This is a genomic window from Aeromonas simiae (genome assembly GCF_014892695.1).
Taxonomy (GTDB): domain Bacteria; phylum Pseudomonadota; class Gammaproteobacteria; order Enterobacterales; family Aeromonadaceae; genus Aeromonas; species Aeromonas simiae.
The window spans coordinates 1432831-1451579 of the sequence record NZ_CP040449.1; the positions used below are offsets into that span (position 1 = coordinate 1432831).

16 protein-coding genes are annotated in these 18749 nt (G+C 60.3%); 7 read left to right on the forward strand and 9 right to left on the reverse strand.

The window, feature by feature from the left end:
- Nucleotides 1-60: 60 nt before the first annotated feature.
- The 4 genes from thrS to rplT all read left to right on the forward strand — a co-directional run bounded on the left by thrS (nt 61) and on the right by rplT (nt 3201).
- A complete protein-coding gene (gene thrS / locus FE240_RS06740; RefSeq protein ID WP_042046315.1) occupies nt 61-1989 on the forward strand; it encodes a threonine--tRNA ligase in 1929 nt (642 codons plus the stop codon).
- A gap of 87 nt (nt 1990-2076) precedes the next feature.
- Entirely contained in the window at nt 2077-2538 is a 462-nt protein-coding gene (gene infC / locus FE240_RS06745; RefSeq protein WP_449696030.1) for a translation initiation factor IF-3, read from the forward strand.
- A gap of 92 nt (nt 2539-2630) precedes the next feature.
- Nucleotides 2631-2828, forward strand: a complete 198-nt coding sequence (rpmI, locus tag FE240_RS06750) for a 50S ribosomal protein L35 (protein ID WP_042046318.1) — start codon at nt 2631-2633, stop codon at nt 2826-2828.
- Nucleotides 2829-2844: 16 nt separating this feature from the next.
- On the forward strand, nt 2845-3201 hold the full coding sequence (gene rplT, locus FE240_RS06755; protein ID WP_042046320.1) for a 50S ribosomal protein L20: 357 nt from the start codon (nt 2845-2847) through the stop codon (nt 3199-3201).
- Between the two features lie 117 nt (nt 3202-3318).
- Here rplT and FE240_RS06760 read toward each other — a convergent pair whose 3' ends face one another.
- From FE240_RS06760 to FE240_RS06785, 6 genes are all read right to left on the reverse strand, one after another.
- Nucleotides 3319-4911 (reverse strand): ABC-F family ATPase, encoded by a 1593-nt coding sequence (locus FE240_RS06760; RefSeq protein WP_193003891.1) that lies wholly within the window; start codon nt 4909-4911, stop codon nt 3319-3321.
- A 152-nt stretch (nt 4912-5063) separates the two neighbouring features.
- On the reverse strand, nt 5064-6377 hold the full coding sequence (locus FE240_RS06765; protein ID WP_193003892.1) for a sensor domain-containing diguanylate cyclase: 1314 nt from the start codon (nt 6375-6377) through the stop codon (nt 5064-5066).
- A 334-nt stretch (nt 6378-6711) separates the two neighbouring features.
- On the reverse strand, nt 6712-8367 hold the full coding sequence (locus FE240_RS06770) for a cation acetate symporter (RefSeq protein ID WP_193004477.1): 1656 nt from the start codon (nt 8365-8367) through the stop codon (nt 6712-6714).
- Nucleotides 8367-8678, reverse strand: a complete 312-nt coding sequence (locus FE240_RS06775; protein WP_042046324.1) for a DUF485 domain-containing protein — start codon at nt 8676-8678, stop codon at nt 8367-8369. Before FE240_RS06775 ends, FE240_RS06770 begins: the two co-directional genes overlap by 1 nt.
- Nucleotides 8679-8766: 88 nt before the next feature.
- Nucleotides 8767-9396, reverse strand: a complete 630-nt coding sequence (locus tag FE240_RS06780) for a 3'-5' exonuclease (RefSeq protein ID WP_193003893.1) — start codon at nt 9394-9396, stop codon at nt 8767-8769.
- Nucleotides 9393-11189 (reverse strand): putative nucleotidyltransferase substrate binding domain-containing protein, encoded by a 1797-nt coding sequence (locus tag FE240_RS06785; protein WP_193003894.1) that lies wholly within the window; start codon nt 11187-11189, stop codon nt 9393-9395. Before FE240_RS06785 ends, FE240_RS06780 begins: the two co-directional genes overlap by 4 nt.
- Before the next feature lie 130 nt (nt 11190-11319).
- On the opposite strand from FE240_RS06785, the gene FE240_RS06790 reads away from it, so the two are divergent.
- Nucleotides 11320-12126, forward strand: coding sequence for a crotonase/enoyl-CoA hydratase family protein (locus tag FE240_RS06790; RefSeq protein ID WP_193004478.1), 807 nt, complete (start codon nt 11320-11322; stop codon nt 12124-12126).
- 56 nt (nt 12127-12182) lie between these two features.
- Here FE240_RS06790 and FE240_RS06795 read toward each other — a convergent pair whose 3' ends face one another.
- A complete protein-coding gene (locus tag FE240_RS06795; RefSeq protein ID WP_193003895.1) occupies nt 12183-13676 on the reverse strand; it encodes an alanine/glycine:cation symporter family protein in 1494 nt (497 codons plus the stop codon).
- 283 nt (nt 13677-13959) lie between these two features.
- Here FE240_RS06795 and FE240_RS06800 point away from each other — a divergent pair, with 283 nt between their 5' ends.
- On the forward strand, nt 13960-14232 hold the full coding sequence (locus FE240_RS06800) for a GNAT family N-acetyltransferase (RefSeq protein ID WP_226799036.1): 273 nt from the start codon (nt 13960-13962) through the stop codon (nt 14230-14232).
- Nucleotides 14226-15026: a M90 family metallopeptidase gene (locus FE240_RS06805; RefSeq protein ID WP_193003897.1), complete on the forward strand. Its 801-nt coding sequence runs from the start codon at nt 14226-14228 to the stop codon at nt 15024-15026. Before FE240_RS06800 ends, FE240_RS06805 begins: the two co-directional genes overlap by 7 nt.
- Before the next feature lie 53 nt (nt 15027-15079).
- On the opposite strand, the gene FE240_RS06810 is transcribed toward FE240_RS06805, so the two are convergent.
- Together FE240_RS06810 and FE240_RS06815 are read right to left on the reverse strand one after the other, a co-directional pair.
- Nucleotides 15080-15673: an acetate uptake transporter gene (locus tag FE240_RS06810; protein ID WP_042046332.1), complete on the reverse strand. Its 594-nt coding sequence runs from the start codon at nt 15671-15673 to the stop codon at nt 15080-15082.
- 200 nt (nt 15674-15873) lie between these two features.
- Entirely contained in the window at nt 15874-18729 is a 2856-nt protein-coding gene (locus tag FE240_RS06815) for a DUF748 domain-containing protein (RefSeq protein WP_193003898.1), read from the reverse strand.
- Nucleotides 18730-18749: the final 20 nt, after the last annotated feature.

An 18749-nucleotide genomic window follows, 5' to 3' on the forward strand; every position in this document is an offset into this window, starting at 1 on the left:
CCGACTTAACTCTTTGCATGTGGCCTTTGGTGTGGGTCACCACTGTATAAGGATTTCAAGATGCCAATCATTACCCTGCCTGACGGCAGCCAGCGTCAATTCTCCCAACCGGTTTCCGTTCTGGATGTCGCTGCTGACATCGGCCCTGGCCTAGCCAAGGCGTGTGTTGCCGGCCGCGTCAATGGCGAGCTGGTCGATGCCTGTGAGCTGATCGAGAACGATGCTCAGCTCTCCATTATTACCGCCAAGGATGAAGAGGGGCTGGAGATCATTCGCCACTCTTGTGCGCACCTGCTCGGTCATGCCATTAAGCAGCTGTGGCCGCAGACCAAGATGGCCATCGGCCCGGTCATCGACAACGGTTTTTACTACGACGTAGATCTCGATCGCGCTTTGACCGACGAGGATTTGGCGGCTCTGGAAGCACGCATGCTTGAGCTGGCATCCAAAGACTACGACGTGGTCAAGAAGAAGGTCTCCTGGCAGGAGGCTCGTGATACTTTCGAGTCCCGTGGTGAGACCTACAAGATGGAGATCCTAGATCAGAACGTCGCGCGCGACGATCGCCCGGGTCTGTATCATCACGAAGAGTACATCGACATGTGCCGTGGCCCGCACGTTCCCAACATGCGCCACTGCCACCATTTCAAGCTGCAGAAGATCTCCGGCGCCTACTGGCGTGGTGACTCCAACAACAAGATGTTGCAGCGTATCTACGGTACCGCCTGGGCAGACAAGAAGCAGCTCAAGGCTTATTTGCAGCGCCTCGAAGAGGCCGCCAAGCGCGATCACCGTAAAATTGGCAAACAGCTCGACCTGTATCACATGCAGGAAGAGGCGCCGGGCATGGTGTTCTGGCACAACGATGGCTGGACTATCTTCCGCGAGCTGGAAACCTTCATCCGTGGCAAGCTCAAGGAGTACGACTATCAGGAGGTCAAAGGACCTTTCATGATGGATCGCGTCCTGTGGGAACGGTCAGGTCACTGGGATAAGTACGCCCAGGCCATGTTCACCACCCAGTCGGAGAATCGCGAGTACGCCATCAAACCGATGAACTGCCCGGGTCACGTGCAGATCTTCAATCAGGGCCTCAAGTCCTACCGCGATCTGCCGCTGCGCATGGCCGAGTTTGGCTCTTGCCACCGCAACGAGCCCTCCGGCTCCTTGCATGGTCTGATGCGGGTGCGTGGCTTTACCCAGGACGATGCCCATATCTTCTGTACCGAAGAGCAGGTGATGGAAGAGGTCTCCTCTTGCATCCGCATGGTGTATGACGTTTATGGGACCTTCGGCTTTGAAAATATCGTGGTCAAGCTCTCTACTCGTCCGGAGCAACGTATCGGCACCGACGAGATGTGGGATCGCGCCGAAGCGGCTCTGGCCGAGGCCTTGGTCAAAAATGGTCTCAAGTATGACCTGCAGCCGGGTGAAGGGGCCTTCTATGGTCCGAAGATTGAGTTCACCCTGCACGACTGCCTGGATCGCGCCTGGCAGTGTGGTACTGTCCAGCTTGACTTCGCCCTGCCGGGTCGCCTCGGGGCTACCTATGTGGGTGAAGACAACGAGCGTCATGTACCGGTCATGATTCACCGTGCCATTCTGGGCTCCATTGAGCGCTTTATCGGTATTTTGACTGAAGAGTACGCCGGTTTCTTCCCGGCATGGTTGGCGCCGACTCAAGCTGTTGTCATGAATATCACTGACAATCAGGCAGATTATGCGCTCAAGGTAGCCAAGGCATTGAATGATGCGGGTCTGCGTGCGAAGGCGGACTTGAGAAATGAGAAGATTGGCTTTAAAATCCGCGAGCATACTTTGAAGCGAGTGCCCTATATGCTGGTTTGCGGCGACAAAGAAGTCGAATCCGGCAAAATTGCTGTTCGCACTCGCAAGGGGGCTGACTTGGGAACCTATCCGGTTGAAGAGCTGATTACACTGCTCACCCAAGAAGTTCAGACCCGCGGACAAAAGAGAGTGGAGGAATAAGCTATAAAAGGCGGAAAAAAACTGGGCAAGCAACCGCAAGCCCGCGCTCACCGGATCAATACCGAGATTCGTCTGAAAGAAGTTCGTTTGACTGGTGTTGAGGGGGAGCCTCTGGGCATCGTCTCGATCCAGGATGCATTGAACTTAGCCGTTGAAGCTGGAGTTGATCTGGTTGAGATCAGTCCCAACGCCGAGCCGCCCGTTTGCCGGATCATGGATTACGGCAAATTCCTCTACGAAAAGAGCAAGACTGCTAAAGAGCAGAAGAAGAAGCAGAAAGTCGTCCAGGTGAAGGAAATCAAATTCCGTCCTGGCACCGACGAAGGCGACTATCAGGTAAAACTGCGCAACCTGATTCGCTTTCTCGAGGAAGGTGACAAGGCCAAGGTTACCTTGCGCTTCCGCGGTCGTGAAATGGCCCACCAGGAACTTGGTATCAAGGTACTGGAGCGCGTCAAGAACGATCTGGAAGAGCTGGCCGTGGTCGAGTCCTTCCCCAAAGTCGAAGGCCGTCAAGCAGTGATGGTCCTCGCGCCTAAGAAGAAATAATCAGGCCCACAACAAGAAATTGGCTCGTGGGGAATACTCCACGAGTCTGTTCGCCTGATTGTTTTGTTGTTACTCACAATGCGGAGTTCGAAATGCCGAAAATCAAAACCAACCGGGGCGCTGCCAAGCGCTTCAAGAAGACTGGCTCTGGTGGCTTCAAGTGCAAGCACGCCCACCTGCGTCACATCCTGACCAAGAAGAGCAGCAAGCGTAAGCGTCAGCTCGGCCCGAAGACCATGGTCTCTGCCGCTGACCAAAAACGTGTTGTTGCCTGCCTGCCGTACGCATAAGAGAGGGGTGTGAGAAATGCCGAGAGTAAAACGTGGTGTGACCGCTCGCGCTCGTCACAAGAAAGTTCTGAAGGCTGCCAAGGGTTACTACGGTGCCCGTTCCCGCGTCTACCGCGTAGCGGTACAAGCGGTAACCAAGGCTGGTCAGTACGCCTACCGTGACCGTCGTCAGAAGAAGCGTCAGTTCCGTCAACTGTGGATCGCCCGTATCAACGCGGCTTCCCGTCAGAATGGTCTGTCCTACAGCCGTCTGATCAACGGTCTGAAGAAGGCTTCCATCGAGATCGATCGTAAGATCCTCGCTGACATCGCCGTTCACGACAAGGTCGCTTTCACCGCTCTGGTTGAAAAGGCAAAGGCAGCTCTGGCTTAATTGCTGGGAATGTCATGATGTAAAAAGGAGGCTTCGGCCTCCTTTTTGTTGTCTTCATGTTGAGGCAACATAAAAAAGGCTCCGCAGTGCGGGGCCTTTCCACATCGTTTATCCAGGCTAGACGATGCCCTGGCTGCGCAGGTAGTCATCGTAGGTACCGCTAAAGTCGCGGATCCCCTCTTCGGTCAACTCCAGGATCCGGGTCGCAAGCGACGAAACGAACTCGCGATCGTGGGAGACGAAGATCAGGGTACCCTTGTACATCTCGAGTGCCAGGTTCAGCGATTCGATCGATTCCATGTCCAGGTGGTTGGTCGGCTCATCCATGATTAGGATGTTGGGGCGCTGCATGATGAGCTTGCCGAAGATCATACGGCCCTGCTCGCCACCGGACAGCACGCGAACCGGCTTTCTGATGTCATCTTGCGAGAACAGCAGGCGGCCGAGCACAGAGCGTACCGCTTGTTCGTCATCCCCTTCCTTCTTCCACTGGGCCATCCAGTCGAACACGTTGAGATCGGTGTCAAACTCCTCGGCGTGATCCTGAGCGTAGTAGCCGATTTGGGCGTTCTCGGACCACTTGATGGTACCGGCATCCGGGGTCAGCTCACCGACCAGGGTCTTGATCAGGGTGGACTTACCGATGCCGTTGGTCCCCAGGATGGCGACCTTCTCACCCACTTCCAGCAGCATGCTCAGCCCCTTGAACAGGGGAGTATCGCCGTAGCCCTTAGCCACGCCTTCCACTTCTAGGATGTTGCGATAGAGCTGCTTGTCTTGATCGAAGCGAATGAAGGGGTTTTGCCGGCTGGAGGCCTTGACCTCCTCAATTTTGATCTTGTCGATCTGCTTGAGGCGCGAGGTGGCCTGACGTGACTTGGAGGCGTTAGCGCTAAAGCGCGACACGAACGATTGCAGATCGGCGATCTGCGCCTTCTTCTTGGCGTTGTCGGCCAGCAGACGCTCGCGGGCTTGGGTGGCGGCCAGCATGTAGTCGTCGTAGTTGCCCGGGTAGACGCGCAGCTCGCCGTAGTCCAGATCCGCCATGTGAGTGCAGACCATGTTCAGGAAGTGGCGGTCGTGGGAGATGATGATCATGGTGCAGTCACGATCGTTGAGCACACCCTCCAGCCAGCGGATAGTGTTGATGTCCAGGTTGTTGGTCGGCTCATCCAGCAGCAGGATGTCCGGGTTGGAGAAGAGCGCCTGAGCCAGCAGCACCCGCAGCTTCCAGCCTGGTGCCACTTCGCTCATGGGGCCGTTGTGCTGCTCCAGCGGAATACCGGCCCCGAGCAACAGCTCGCCGGCACGGGCTTCGGCGGTGTAGCCGTCATACTCGGCCACCTTGCCCTCGAGCTCGGCGGCGCGCATGTAGTCGTCGTCGGTCGCCTCGAGGTTGGCGTAGATGGCATCCCGCTCCTGCATGGCGGCCCACATTTCGGCATGGCCCATCATGACCACGTCCAGCACGCGCATTTCTTCGTAGGCAAACTGATCCTGGCGCAGCTTACCGATGCGCTCGTTGACGTCCAAGCTGACGTTACCGCCGGAAGGCTCGAGATCGCCGCCGAGGATCTTCATGAAGGTGGACTTACCGCAGCCGTTGGCACCGATAAGGCCGTAGCGGTTGCCATCGCCAAACTTGACGCTGATGTTTTCAAACAGTGGCTTGGCGCCGAACTGCATGGTGATGTTGTTGGAGGAGAGCATAAAGAACCTAATGGGGGTTGTGGAAACGGAGCGAACGGCGCAAGCGAGCCAATTTGGCCACTCCGTTTCGCTCAAGGGGACGTGCGCCCCTGTTATTGAACACGGCATGATACCAGTTGGGCCGGTCATGGCAACCGGCCCGAGGATGGGGGTCAGGCCCCCAGGGTTCGATTGCGCCCCTCTTCCTTGGCTCGATAGAGCAAATCGTCAGCCCGTTGAAGGATATCGTCGTCTTCCTGGTTGTTCGGGGTGGTGACCCCGGCGCTGAACGTGACTTTGAGATCCCGTTCACGCCAGAGGCGGGTTTCTAATATGCAGCGCCAGCGCTCAATACGCGCCACCGCGGCGTCCAGATCGTTGCGTGGGAGCAGCACGGCGATCTCTTCTCCCCCATAGCGGTAGATCTGGGCGCTATTACCCAGCGCCTCTCCCCCAAGCTTGGAAACGGCCTTGAGCACCTCGTCTCCCAACAGGTGGCCATAGGTATCGTTAACCTGTTTGAAGTGATCGATATCGATCAGTGCTAGGGCAAAGGGCACTTTATGCTCACACAATGCTTGCAGATCGGCGTCGAACCGGCCGCGGTTCCACAGCCCCGTCAATGGGTCCCGGTTGGCTTTTTCACTTTCACTTTGCAGGGCTTGTTGCTGCTCGGCGATCTCCCGCTGCACATTTTCCAGAGTTCCCTTGGTATTCTCGCGACCAAAGCGCAGGCTGGAAATAATGTCAGACAGTACTCGAAGCTGGGTATTGTGGGTGATGAACCACATCATGACGACCACAAGACTGCACATGATAAAGAACATCAAGGTAGGCAGCATGGGGGTCAGGCAATGTTGGGTGATCTCGGAAAGGGGCACAGCGTAGACCACGAACCAATCGGGATTGGTATAGGAGTGGTAGAATATCTGCTGCTTTTGCTCCATATCCGTGATGGAGCCAGAGCTGTTGTTCATTTTGCTGATCAGCGCTGGATTGAGCCCGGTTTGGGCGATCTGAGCGGTATCGCCATTGAGCAAAATATGTCCACTCCTATCGATCACCATGAGTGTGCCACCAAGGGGCAGGATCATGCTGCGGTAGGGATAGCTCAGCTCGATCAGGTTGAGGTCGGCGGCCAGCGCGCCGGTGTAGCTTCCTTGCGCATCAAAGATGGGTTTGGCAATGGAGAGCACCATCGACTTGTCGAAGAAGTCCGGATAGAGCGGGGTGTAAAAAACAAAGGCACTACGGATGCTCTTGGTGTTGAACCAAGGGCGCTGACGGGCATCCTCGATATTGCCTAACTGCGGAATGGCAGAGAAGTGTCCCTCCTTGCTGCCATAGCTGATGTTCATCAGGCCGCGGCTGACATGAAGTAGTGCGTTTGCCTTGGCTCGCGTCTCCACCTCGGAAAATGGAAATTCTCCTTTATCCTCAATGACATCGGCTATCTCATTGAGCGTATGTTCAAGGGGCTTGATCACCTGTTCATAGGTGACACTGGCAGTATTGGAGACAAAGTCAGCGGCGCTCTCTTGTGCTGCCCCCCTGCGTTCATGGAAGGAGTAGAGTGCATAGGCAGAAAAGGCGAGGGTTTGAAACACCAAGATGATGACAAATGCGATATGGGTACTGCCATTTAGTTTCAGGTCGCGCTTTACGTGTGTATTCACGGTATCCCCGGATAGTGGATTCGGTGCACATTATGAGAATCCCACCTTGCGTGAACCTTGATACACGTCAACTTGGTTCAGAATTGTTAAACAAATCACATAATATGTGATGCGCCGGCAGAGGCCGGCGCACTCATTTCAGCACTCAGTGGGAACTCGCCTTGGCCGCGCCAATCCCGGTCTGGGAGCGCACGAACTGCGGGAAGAACTTGGCGTGCTCCTCGCCGGCAGCGGCAGATTTGTCGGTGACCGAGAAGAACCAGATCCCCGCAAACGCCAGCAGCATAGAGAAGAGGGCCGGGTACTCATAGGGGAAGATGGCCTGAGCGTGGCCAAGCACCTTCACCCACACGGTCGGCCCCAGCACCATCAGGGTCACCGCAGAGCCGAGCCCCAGCCAGCCGCCGTAGACGGCGCCACGGGTGGTCAGGCGAGACCAGAACATGGAGAGAAACAGCACCGGGAAGTTGCAGCTGGCGGCGATGGAGAAGGCCAACCCCACCATGAAGGCGATGTTCTGTTTCTCAAACAGGATGCCAAGGCCGATGGCCACGACGCCGAGCACCACAGTGGTCATCTTGGAAACGCGCAGCTCGTCGGTCTCATTGGCCTTGCCGTGCTTGAGCACACTGGCATAGAGATCATGGGAGACGGCCGAAGCGCCGGCCAAGGTCAACCCGGCCACCACCGCCAGTATGGTGGCAAAGGCCACGGCGCTGATGAAGCCAAGGAACAGGCTGCCGCCCACCGCGTTGGCCAGGTGCACGGCCGCCATGTTGTTGCCACCGATCAGGGCGCCGGCGGCATCCTTGAAGGCCGGGTTGGTACTCACCAGCAAGATGGCACCAAAGCCGATGATGAAGGTGAGGATGTAGAAGTAGCCGATAAAGCCGGTGGCGTAAAAGACCGACTTGCGGGCTTCTTTGGCGTCACCCACGGTGAAAAAGCGCATCAAAATATGGGGCAGGCCGGCAGTGCCGAACATCAGGGCGAGGCCGAGTGAGATCGCCGAAATAGGGTCGGAGACCAGTCCCCCCGGACTCATGATGGCAACGCCGTTGGCATGAACCTTGACCGCTTCGGAGAAGAGGGTACCCACATCGAAGTTGACCGACTTCATCACCATCAGCGCCATGAAGCTGGCCCCCGAGAGCAGCAGCACCGCCTTGATGATCTGCACCCAGGTGGTGGCGAGCATGCCGCCGAACAAGACGTAGAGCACCATCAGGAGCCCGACCAGCACCACGGCGATGTGATAGTTGAGGCCAAACAGCAGCTCGATGAGTTTGCCGGCCCCGACCATCTGGGCGATGAGGTAGAGCGCCACGACGACCAGGGAGCCGCAGGCCGAGAGGGTGCGCACCTCGGTCTGTTTCAGGCGGTAGGAGGCCACATCGGCGAAGGTGTACTTGCCAAGGTTGCGCAGCCGCTCGGCGATCAGAAACAGGATGATGGGCCAGCCCACCAGAAAGCCGATGGAGTAGATGAGGCCGTCATAGCCCGAGGTGTAGACCAGGGCGGAGATCCCAAGAAAGGAGGCGGCTGACATGTAGTCACCGGCGATGGCCAGTCCGTTCTGAAAGCCGGTGATGCGCCCGCCGGCAGCGTAGTAGTCGGCGGCCGAGCGGTTACGCTTGGCGGCCCACCAGGTAATCATCAAGGTTCCGGCCACAAAGAGCAGGAACATGACAATGGCCGAGACATTGAGGGGCTGCTGCTTCACCTCGCCTTCAATGGCGCCGGCGGCCAGTAGCGCCGGTGAGGCGAGCAGCCCCCCCAGCACGATCAGATGACGTTTCATCATTGCTGTACTCCCTGGATGATCTTCTGGGTGAGCGTGTCGAACTCGCCGTTGGCCTTGAACACATAGATACCGGTCAGCACGAACGCCGACAGAATGAGACCGACACCGACCGGGATGCCGCGGGTGATGGAGGAGCCTTCCGCAAGCGGCGTGCCGAGCCAGCCGGGGGCAAAGGCGATGAGCAGTATGAAGGCCAGATAGAGGCCAAGCATGATGGTCGAGAGCAGCCAGGCGAAGCGCTGACGCTGACTCACCAGCAACTGGAAGTGCGGATCCTGCTGGATACGCTGACAGAGTTGATCATCCATTTTCTTTTCTCTCCGTGTCGTGAGGCGGGGCATGAGACAAAGTTGTCTCTTGTTATCAGAATGTGAATTTAATGTTCTCTTTCAACAATTAGACTTTGGGATAATTCGGAGTGGCCCCGTAGTAGAGGCGTAGAAAGACGAGGGCCGCCGTGATGGCATCAGCCAAGGCGTCGTGGGCATCGCGCTGAGGTAATCCAAGATGAGCGCAGATGGCCGTAAGGCGCAGGTCGACATGGGCCCCCTCCAGATGGCGGGTGACCGCATCGTGGTAGAGACGGCTCACCTCAATGCGGCGATGGGGCAGTGGGAGGCGCCACAGTGCGTGGCAAGCCCGTTGCAGGATGCGCCAGTCGTAGTCGATGTGATAGCCCACCAGGGGGAGGGGGCCGATGAAGGCGAGCAATTGGCGCAGTGCCTCATCAAGTGGTAACCCTTGGGCCAGATCCTGATGGCGCAGGCCGTGGATCACCACCGAGCCTGCATCGAGGCTAAGGGGGGGGCGCACCTTGAGGGAGAGGGCCTCGCCAATGAGCAGGCGCGGCCCCTTGATGCGTACCGCCCCGATCGCGACGATCTCGGCCCGGCTCGGATCGAGGCTGGTCGTTTCGAGATCGAGGGCGACCCACTCCTCGGGGGGAGGCGTGGCAAAGAGCGGGGAAAACTCGCCGCCTTTGAAGCGGCGCCCGAGCCAGCACCGCCGCCAATCCGCCAGGCTCATTGGCGCACCCGAAAATGCAGTGCCAGCCACTGCTGGAACTTCTTCACCACGTGCAGGCTATGGCGTAGCAAGTCGCGTTCGCTGGCGCTGAGGCGTGCGACCTGTACCCGATCTTCCCCCCGTTGCAGTTGGCTGCGTAGCCGCAGCCGGATAAAGAGGCGAAATGCCTCGGCCAGATCGGTGCTGAATTCAGGACTGAGTCGCCCCTCCTGCTGGAGGGCCGCGATCCGCTCCAGGGTGGCAGTTGCCTCCACCTGCGCCTCCAGACTCAATAGACGTACCCCGTGTACCAGGGCGAACAGGCCACCCCGTTTGAGATCGAGGCCGCTTGGCTCTGGCTCGAGCCGGCCGAGCAGGGTGAGGGGGGTATGAAAGGCCACGGCGGCACGGGCCATGTCGGCCAGCAGATCGCCGCGATCAGAGAGCGCCGTCAGCAGATGCCGGCGCAACGGGGGCAACAGGGAGGGATCGCCGGCCACCGCGTGGGCATCGCTCAGGGTGGCGAGCCACAACAGATCGTCCGGGGCTGCTCGTAGCACGGCGCTATCGATGGCACTGCGCCACGCGCCAGCGTGCTTCACCCAGGCTGGGTTGGTCACCATGACATGGCCAGGACAGGGAGGGTAACCGAGGCGCTCGAGCAGGGCGCCAAAGCGCGCCAGATCCTCTTGCTGCGCCGGCCAGTCGAGGCCATCGGCCAGGATCAGTGCATTGTCTTGATCGGTTTTTAGGATCTGCTCGCCACGCCCTTCCGAGCCCAGCACCACCAGGCAGACGTGCTGCCGCAGTGGCGGTGGAATGGTGAGCGAGAAGGCTTTGGCGATGATCTGCTCGTTGACTGCCGACATCAGGCGTAGCAGGAAGGCGGTGTGGATCCCCTGGGCAACCAGATTGCTGACCAGGTGCGACTGCTCACGAGCCACCGCTACCAGTGCCCCCTCGTTATCGGCGCGTTGGATGCGAAGCGTCAGCACCTGAGAGTGGGTTGAAAAAAGGCCGAGAACCCGGGTCAGGTGCAAGAGACCGCGCACTTCGCCCCCTTCCATGACCACCACCCGCTTGATCTGGTGGCGGGTCATCAGGATCAGGGCATCGAACAGATAATCGCCAGGGCTCAGGCTCACCAGCGGGGAGGGCAGGGGCGGCAGGGCGCTCAGGGGGGCCTGCGCGGTTAACCCCTCCAGCACCAGGGCGTGCAGCAAGGTGGTGCGGGTCACCAGTTGCCAGCTACCGGAGGAGGGGCGCCACAGCAGGCTGTCGCAGCCGGCCTCGGCCATGGCGCGGGTCGCCTCGGCCAGTGAGGTGGTCGGGGCCATCAGCAGAGGGGGTTGCAGGTGCTCAGCCGAGATCCGGGTGAGCAGAAACTCCGAGAGGCTCTGGCGCCCCTCGGCACCTTGTTCCCATGCTTGCTGGCGTTCGGCCAGCGAACCGCGAAAGTAGCGCTCAAACGCGGGTTGTTCAGCGCACAGGGCAAGGAAAAGGGGGCGCGGGATGAGAAAGCAAAGACAATCCTCCAGTGCCGTAAAGTGGTGGCGCACCCGCCCGTCAAACTGAGCGCGCACGTCGAACAGATCATCGACGCCATAGTCGGCGAAGTGGGTATGACCCTCTTCGCTGCGCTCTTCCACCACGCCGCTGGCCAGGATCAGCAGCCCTTCCGGCTCTTGCCCCGCGCTCAGCAGCGGCTGGTGGGCGCGCACATAGATGAGCTGCAAGGCCGCCAGCAGGCGTTGGCGTTGGGGCTCATCAAGCTGATCGAAAGGGGGGCGATGCAGGTTAAAAAGAGGGCTCATGGGCTTCTCCAGAGGGGTGGTCACCAGTGTGGCAAGGGGGACGCTGGACGACCACTGGACTTTGGTCTAGCTCTGCACGTAACGAATGGTTAACATTGTGGTCAGACCTGTTAATGACAAGGAGTGCATGATGACCAAGGAACGGGTGCAGTGTCGGATTGAAGGCGGGGTGGCCAGGGTGACACTGAGCCGCCCAGAGAAGCTCAACGCCCTCGATCGCCCCATGTTTGACGCCATCGAGGCGACGCTGGCGCAACTAAAGGCCACCCCAGGGCTGAGGGCGGTGATCCTCACCGGTGAGGGGCGTGCCTTTTGCGCTGGCCTCGACGTGAAATCCATGCTGCGCCATCCGGTAGCCGCGGTGGAGATCCTGCGCCGCGAGGCCGATGAGGCCACCAATCTGGCCCAGCGGGTCGCCTACGGCTGGCGAGAGCTGCCGGTCCCGGTGATCGCCGTGACCCGTGGCGTCTGCTTTGGCGGCGGATTGCAGATCGCGCTCGGCGCCGATTTTCGCTTCAGCGCGCCCGAGTGCCGCTTCTCGGTGATGGAGATCAAGTGGGGGATCATCCCCGACATGAGCGGGGCGGCGACCTTGCGCAATCTGCTGGGGGTGGACAGGGCGATGGAGCTGGCCATGACCGGGCGTGAGCTGTTGGCGACAGAGGCGGAGCAACTGGGGCTGGTGAGCCGGGTGTGCGAGGACCCACTGCAAGAAGCCGAGGCCTTCGTGCGCACCTTACTGACCAAATCCCCTGATGCTTTGGCCGGCATCAAGCAGCTCTATCACGATGCCTGGGCGCGCTCCGATGCGGCCGTGATGCAGGAGGAGACCCGGTTGCAAAAGCAGATCCTGGGTCGCCCCAATCAGTGGCGGGCCACACTGGGGAGCCTGTTTGGCCTGAAGCTGGTCTTTGGGCCGAGCCGTTTTCGTGGCTGAGTGGGCCCCAATGAAAAATGGCAGCCTAGGCTGCCATTTTTTTAATGCGATAGGGATCAGGCGGAGTGTTCATCCGGCTCGAACTCGTGGCCTTGCTTCTCACGCATCAGGTTTACTTCGGCGCGGTTTTCAATCCAGTAGTCGGCGTTCTTGATGCCGAGCTTTTCCGGGTGGAACACGGGGTCAACCCCTTGCGCTTGCTGGGCCTCGTAGTCCTTCAGGCAGACTAGCGCCGGCTTTTGCAGCAGCAGGATGGCAACGATGTTGAGCCAAGCCATCAGACCGACGCCGATGTCACCCAGACCCCAGGCCAGATCGGCGGTCTTGACGGTGCCGTACACAGTGGCGGCCATCAGGGCGAGCTTGAGCAAGATCTTGAGGCCCGGCAGCTTGAAGGTGCGGTTGAGGTAGGCCACGTTGGTTTCGGCGATGTAGTAGTAAGCAACGATGGTGGTGAAGGCGAAGAAGAACAGGGCCAGCGCCACGAAGATGTTGCCAAAGCCGGGCATCATTTGCTCCATGGCGGTCTGTACGTAACCGGGGCCAGCGGCCACGCCAGCGATGCCGGTGTAGAGGGCGGCGCCATCTGGCCCCTGCACGTTATACAGGCCGGTGATGAGCAGCATGAAGCCGGTGGCGGAGCAGACAAACAGGGTATCGATATAGACCGAGAAGGCCTGCACCAGACCCTGCTTGGCCGGGTGGCTCACGGCGGCGGCTGAGGAGGCGTGCGGGCCGGTACCCTGAGCGGCTTCGTTGGAGTAGACGCCGCGCTTGACCCCCCACATCACCGCCAGACCCAAAATGGCTCCGAAGCCGGCATCCAGGCCGAAGGCGCTCTTCCAGATGAGCAGGATCACGCCTGGCAGGGCATGGATGTTGAGGGCGATGATGACGCAGGCGACGATGATATAACCGAGCGCCATGAAGGGCACCACCATGCCGGCGAAGTTAGCGATACGCTTGACGCCGCCGAAGATGATGAAGCCGAGCAGCAGAGCCAACATGGCCGCAGTCACGTTCGGGCTCATGCCAAAGGCGTTTTGCAGGCCGGCCCCGATGGAGTTGGCCTGTACGCCCGGCAGCAGCACGCCGCAGGCGAATACGGTGGCGATGGCGAACAACCAGGCGTACCACTTGATACCGAGCCCCTTCTCGATATAGAAGGCCGGGCCACCGCGGTACTCGCCGTCGAGTTTTTCCTTGTAGATCTGGCCCAAGGTGGATTCCACAAACGCGGAGCTGGCACCGAGGAAGGCCACCATCCACATCCAGAACAGGGCGCCGGGGCCGCCAAAGGTGATGGCGGTGGCGACCCCTGCGATGTTACCGGTGCCGACGCGACCGGCCAGGGTCATGGAGAGCGCCTGGAAGGAGGAGACGCCGGCATCATTGCCTTTGCCTTGGAACATGAGGCGGATCATTTCGCGCAGATGGCGTAGTTGAAGGAAACGGGTGCGCAGGGAGAAATAGAGCCCAACGCCGAGGCAGAGATAGATGAGCGCAGGGCTCCAGATAATGCCGTTGATGGCATTGACCAGTTCACTCATGTACAACGACTCCTTTTGTTGTATTGGTATCAATTCGTGATGGGGCCTTGCTGGCCCATTATCATTCCTTGCACACTGTTAAGACAGTTGACCGAATCTTATGCACCTGCTCCGGTGCGAGTGTGTCATAAAGTACCGGGTTTATCGGAAATGTCAGACTTGACAGAGACAACATACCGATTTGTTTTCGCCCTTCCTAGCGGAACTTTCTGAGTTGTTGCGAAAGTGTGAAATGCGATTGTGTTTTGTTCGGGCAATGACTGAATCGTCAGGGGAGAGAGGTGTGGATGACAAGAGAGAGGGTGCGATCCGCCAGGCCGTGGCCCTGGATGGTGCAGCCTTGAGTACCCTGTTCGCGGCGGCGCATTATCACGGTCAGGGCATTGGCGCCGCCTTGCTGGCCGGCGCCGAGCGCCGCACCGCCATAGCGGGATGCACTCAGATGACGCGCACTAGCCGTGAGCAGAGAACCGATGCGCACCGTGTCTATGGGCGGGCGGGGTATCGCGCGCGGCGCAAGCCGCTGTGCAAGTGGTTGCGGGAGGGAGGATGCTGAAGCGACTGCGTGGTTGGTTTGAGCGAGGTGCGGGGCGTGAGAGCGAGCCACTACCGCTGGCTGAGGTGCTGCCCCTCATTCCTATTCTTGAGGGGCTAAGCCAGGGCGAGCAGGCGCGTCTGTGTGAGCTGGCGGCGCAGTTGTTGCGGCGCAAGACCCTCACCCTGCTCGGGGTTGAGCTCAGTGCCGAGGATAAGGCGGCTCTGGCCTTGCAGGCGGCGCTGCCTATTTTGCATCTGGATATGGAGTGGTATCGCGGTTTTCACGAGATCATCGTCATCCCCGAGCCGGTGGTGCGCCGGGAGATGGTGCAAAATGAGTTTGGCCTGGTCGAGGAGATTGAAGAGGAGCATGCCGGCGAATCCTGGCAGCAGGGGCCGCTGGTGCTGGCCTGGAGCGAACTGGCCCAGGATGGGGGCTGGGATGGCTACAACCTGGTGATCCACGAGCTGGCTCACAAGATGGATATGCTAGGAGGCGATGCCGATGGGGCGCCGCCGATGCGCACCGGGATGGAGATGGGACGCTGGCGCCGCGATTTTCAGGCCGCGTTTGATGCGCTCAACGGTCAGCTCGATCGCGAAGAGGAGCCCGCCATCGACCCCTATGCGGCCACTCACCCCGCCGAGTTCTTGGCGGTGTGCTGCGAGATGTTTTTCACCAACCCGCGTCAGTTGTCTGGTATCTACCCGGCCGTGTATGGCCAATTGGTGGCCCTGTTTGGCCAAGATCCCCAATGGCGCCAACCCGACGCATGGCCTCCGGCCGAGCCGACGGCGCAGGCCGTGTCATGACATGCCTATGAAAAAGGGCTCCCGTAGGAGCCCTTTTTAGTGATCTATCGCGCTTAGGCGGCGGCTTTCAGGGTCGCAGCCGGCTTGGCCTTCTCGCCGATCGGCAGCACTACGCGGCCGAACTGCTCGTTGAGCACAGTTGCCATGGCCAGGTAGATGGCGCTGGCGCCGCAGATGATGCCTTCAAAACCGGCGATGGTGCCGATCAAGGCGCTACCGGTGAAGTCACGGGCGGCCAGCAGGAAGAACAGCACGGTCAGCGAAGCGAACACGAACTGCTTGGCACGCGGGTAGTTCACGGTGCCGATCATCATGAACAGGGTGAAAACGCCCCACATCAGCAGGTACCAGCCCATGTAGGCTTCCGGGGTCGGGGTAGAGAGACCCATGGAGGGCATGACGATCAGGAAGACCAGGCTCCACCAGAAGGTGCCGTAGGAGATGAAGGCGGTCACCCCGAAGGTGTTGCCACGCTTGAACTCCATGATACCGGCGATGATCTGGGCCAGACCGCCGTAGCACAGCCCCATGGCCAGGATCATGGCACTGATCGGGAAGAAGCCGGCGTTATGGATGTTGAGCAGTACAGTGGTCATGCCAAAGCCCATCAGGCCGAGCGGGGCCGGGTTGGCCAGTTTTTCACTCACTTGGGGTTCTCCGAAAAGAGGGTGATTGGAAAAGTCGCGCGATTCTAGCAGGCCGCAGGGGGGGCGCAAGGGGAAGGGGCGGGCTTTGATGAAAAAAGACGAAGATTGAACAGAGCAAGCAGGGGTTGTTGGCGGCCGGTAGTTGGCTTGTGACGCCGGGGTTACAAAAAGCGGGGCCAACGGCCCCGCCCCAGTGAGGGTTAATCTGCCTCGGTGGAGAAGAGTACCCTTGCCTGGCTCTTCGCATCGCCTGGTTTGCTGTCGAGCACGAAGATGCGCTCTGGTGAAATGTCGTAATGTTCCACAAATGTTGTCTTGATGGCCTGGGCGCGCAGGGTGGCCAGCCGCCGCAGGCTCTTGTCGCTCACCGGCTGCTTGGCGGCCAGGGTGTCGATGCCGAGTTGCCAGGCGCTCTGGCTGCCTGGTTCCAACTGGTGGGCGAAGGCCAGCGCGTCGATGCTCTGGGCAAAGGTACTGGTGTAGAGGTGATCCAGTGCGTTCTGTAGCTGGGGATCTTGCCCGATTTGCTCGAGCGAGATGCTGCGTTCGAGCTCCTTGCCGAGCTGGTTTTCCAGCTGCATGCGCTGCAAGGCTTGCAGATCGCCGCCGCGATCCACCTCGCCCCGCAGGTTGAGAGCCAGTTGCGGCCGCTGGCGCAGGGCACTGGCGAGCGAAGCGATGCGCGGAGCCTGCGCCTCGGGCAGGGTAATGTCGCCTGGATTGAAGCGGATCTCGTCGAGCTTCTCGTGGCTACCGGTGAGAGAGGCGAGCAGGGAGAAGGGGGAGGTGACCGCCTTTCTCAATGTGTTGCCGACCACGTTCCACAGCAGGCTGCCGACGCTGAAGTCTGGGTTATCGAGATCCCCTTTCACCTTGAGATCAAGGGAGATAACGCCATCGGAGTCCGCCAGCAGGGCCACCGCCAGCTTGAGTGGCAGATCCAGCGCCTCCGGGCTCTCTACCTTGTCACCTAGCTGCAACTTGTTGATGCGGATGTCGTTGCTGCCTTCGAGCGTGCTCCCCTGTAACTGGTATTTGAGCTTCATCGACAGCTGCCCCTTGTCGATGGCGTAGCCGGCGTAGGTGGCCGAGTAGGGGGTGAAGGTGGTGAGCTCTAGATTCTTGAAGCTGGCGGTCATGTCGAGCACCGGCTTGTCGATCAGCAGGTTGGCGCTCCCCGCTATGGTCACGGGGGCGTAGCGGTCGACCTTGCCTTGCAGGGCGATGTCGGCCCGATGGCCGGGAATATTGCTGATGTGGCGGGTCGAGCCATTGAGGGCGGCAATGTCGACCACGAAGTCGCGGCTCAGGCGCCGATCGGCAAAGCGCAGATTGCCTTGGCGAGTCACCACCTCATCGACCGTCAGTTGGGGCTCTGGCCCCTGGCGGGTGCCGGTCGGGGCGGCAGGCAGCAGCAGGGTTTGCAGGTTGGTTGAGCCATCTTTGTCGATCTCGATACGGCTATAGGGCTGCTCGAGCAGAACCTTGTCGATCTCGACGCGCAGTTGGCGCAGGTCGGCATTGAGGTGGTTCATGGTCATCTTCTGCCAGGCCAGCAACCGCAGGTTGTCGCGCTTATCGACCACCTTGAGATCCTGCACCGTCAAGGTGCCGTTGAGGGTAGCCTGGCGCCAGGCGCCGTCACTATCTTGCTCCAGCACCAGCTGCTGACGACCGTTCAAGGTGCCGGTCTCGATGCGGGCGCGCAGGTAGTTTTGCAGGTAGGCTTGGGCCCAGCCAAGCGGCACCGTCTCCTGCTCCAGGGTGGCATTGAGGGTGAAGGGGGCGAGGCTCAGCGAGCCGGCGAGGCGGAAGTTGGCGAGATCATCGACCCGGGTGCTCACCTGCAACTGGCTGACGCTGCCGACGCGATCATCCAGGGGGCCAAGGCGCCCCTCCAGCTGGCGCAGCGAACGCAGGCGCTGCTTGCCCGAGCTGGGCTCGCGAAGATCCACGCTGCCCCCTTTGAGCGTCACTTGACCCACTTGCCAGCGCCAGGGCTTCTCGCTGCGCGAGGCGTCCTTGTGCCGTGGCACCTTCGTGGCGGGCAGCAACAGCGGCATAAAATCCGGCTGGTACTGCGCGTCGAGTTGCGTGACAAGGTGGGGGCTATCCCAGCGTACCCGCTTGATGGCCAAGCGCTGCCGGGTGCCGTCGATGTCGATGCCATCGAGGGTGAGGCGCTTGAAGCGCGCTATCTCGCCGGGCAGATCCCCCATGGGTTTGCCGCGCCGGATCTGCCACCCATCGAGCGTCAGCGCGCCTTTGGTGACGAGCCAGCCCTGCTCGCTGGCTTGAAAGGCTAGCCTGGCACTGGCGCTCCCCTTGGGCAGGGTCAGTTGCACCCAAGGACGCCAGAGGGGGGCCAAGGGGGAGAGCTTGAGTGTTTCCAGGCTCGCCTCCCCCTTGATCTGCCAGGGGGCGAGCTCCAGCTCGCCTTGACTGGACAGTGGCGCCCCATTGAGGCGGGCCGTGAGCTTAAACGGCAGAGCGCCGCTGCCGCGCAGGTTTACCCCCTGCACTGAGGCCGCCAGCGCCGTTAACTCCATCTTGGGATCGTGCTGCGCCTTGGGCAGATCGCGGCCGTCCCGATAGTGCACCTTGCCCCCTTCGAGGGTCAGACGGTCGATCTCGAGCGGCGGCGCTGCGCCGGTGGAATCGGTGGTTTCCTGTGTGAAGGGGGCGAGTGCATCAAGCAGGTTGAGGCGCCGCTCACCGCTACGCACCAGGGTGAGCTCAGGGCGACTCAGGCGCAGATCATGAAAGCGCAGGGAGCGGGTGCGCAGGGAATCCCACCACTTGGGGGAGAGCGCGAGACGCTCCCAGGCCAGCAGCGGCTTGCCCTGACGATCGCGCAGGGTCACGTGCGCCAGTACCAGCTCGCGGCGGCCAAACTCGGGGGTATCCCAGTTAAGCCGCAGTCCATAATGCTGCTCAAGCCAAGGAGGCAGTTGGCGCTGGATGAGTGAAGGGGCGTTCCAGATCAGCACGCCGACGGCGAGCAGTGTCCCGACAGTCCAATAGGGCCATTGACGGCGGGGGAGGGGGAACTTCATGGGAGACTCCGGACACGGGC

Coding starts and splice junctions, on each gene's coding strand:
- rpmI (WP_042046318.1), top strand. CDS start 2,631: ATGCCGAAAATCAAAACCAACCGGGGCGCTGCCAAGCGCTTCAAGAAG.
- FE240_RS06775 (WP_042046324.1), bottom strand. CDS start 8,678: ATGGATGATCAACTCTGTCAGCGTATCCAGCAGGATCCGCACTTCCAG.
- FE240_RS06760 (WP_193003891.1), bottom strand. CDS start 4,911: ATGCTCTCCTCCAACAACATCACCATGCAGTTCGGCGCCAAGCCACTG.
- rplT (WP_042046320.1), top strand. CDS start 2,845: ATGCCGAGAGTAAAACGTGGTGTGACCGCTCGCGCTCGTCACAAGAAA.
- FE240_RS06805 (WP_193003897.1), top strand. CDS start 14,226: ATGCTGAAGCGACTGCGTGGTTGGTTTGAGCGAGGTGCGGGGCGTGAG.
- FE240_RS06815 (WP_193003898.1), bottom strand. CDS start 18,729: ATGAAGTTCCCCCTCCCCCGCCGTCAATGGCCCTATTGGACTGTCGGG.
- FE240_RS06790 (WP_193004478.1), top strand. CDS start 11,320: ATGACCAAGGAACGGGTGCAGTGTCGGATTGAAGGCGGGGTGGCCAGG.
- FE240_RS06795 (WP_193003895.1), bottom strand. CDS start 13,676: ATGAGTGAACTGGTCAATGCCATCAACGGCATTATCTGGAGCCCTGCG.
- FE240_RS06770 (WP_193004477.1), bottom strand. CDS start 8,367: ATGAAACGTCATCTGATCGTGCTGGGGGGGCTGCTCGCCTCACCGGCG.
- thrS (WP_042046315.1), top strand. CDS start 61: ATGCCAATCATTACCCTGCCTGACGGCAGCCAGCGTCAATTCTCCCAA.
- FE240_RS06780 (WP_193003893.1), bottom strand. CDS start 9,396: ATGAGCCTGGCGGATTGGCGGCGGTGCTGGCTCGGGCGCCGCTTCAAA.
- FE240_RS06785 (WP_193003894.1), bottom strand. CDS start 11,189: ATGAGCCCTCTTTTTAACCTGCATCGCCCCCCTTTCGATCAGCTTGAT.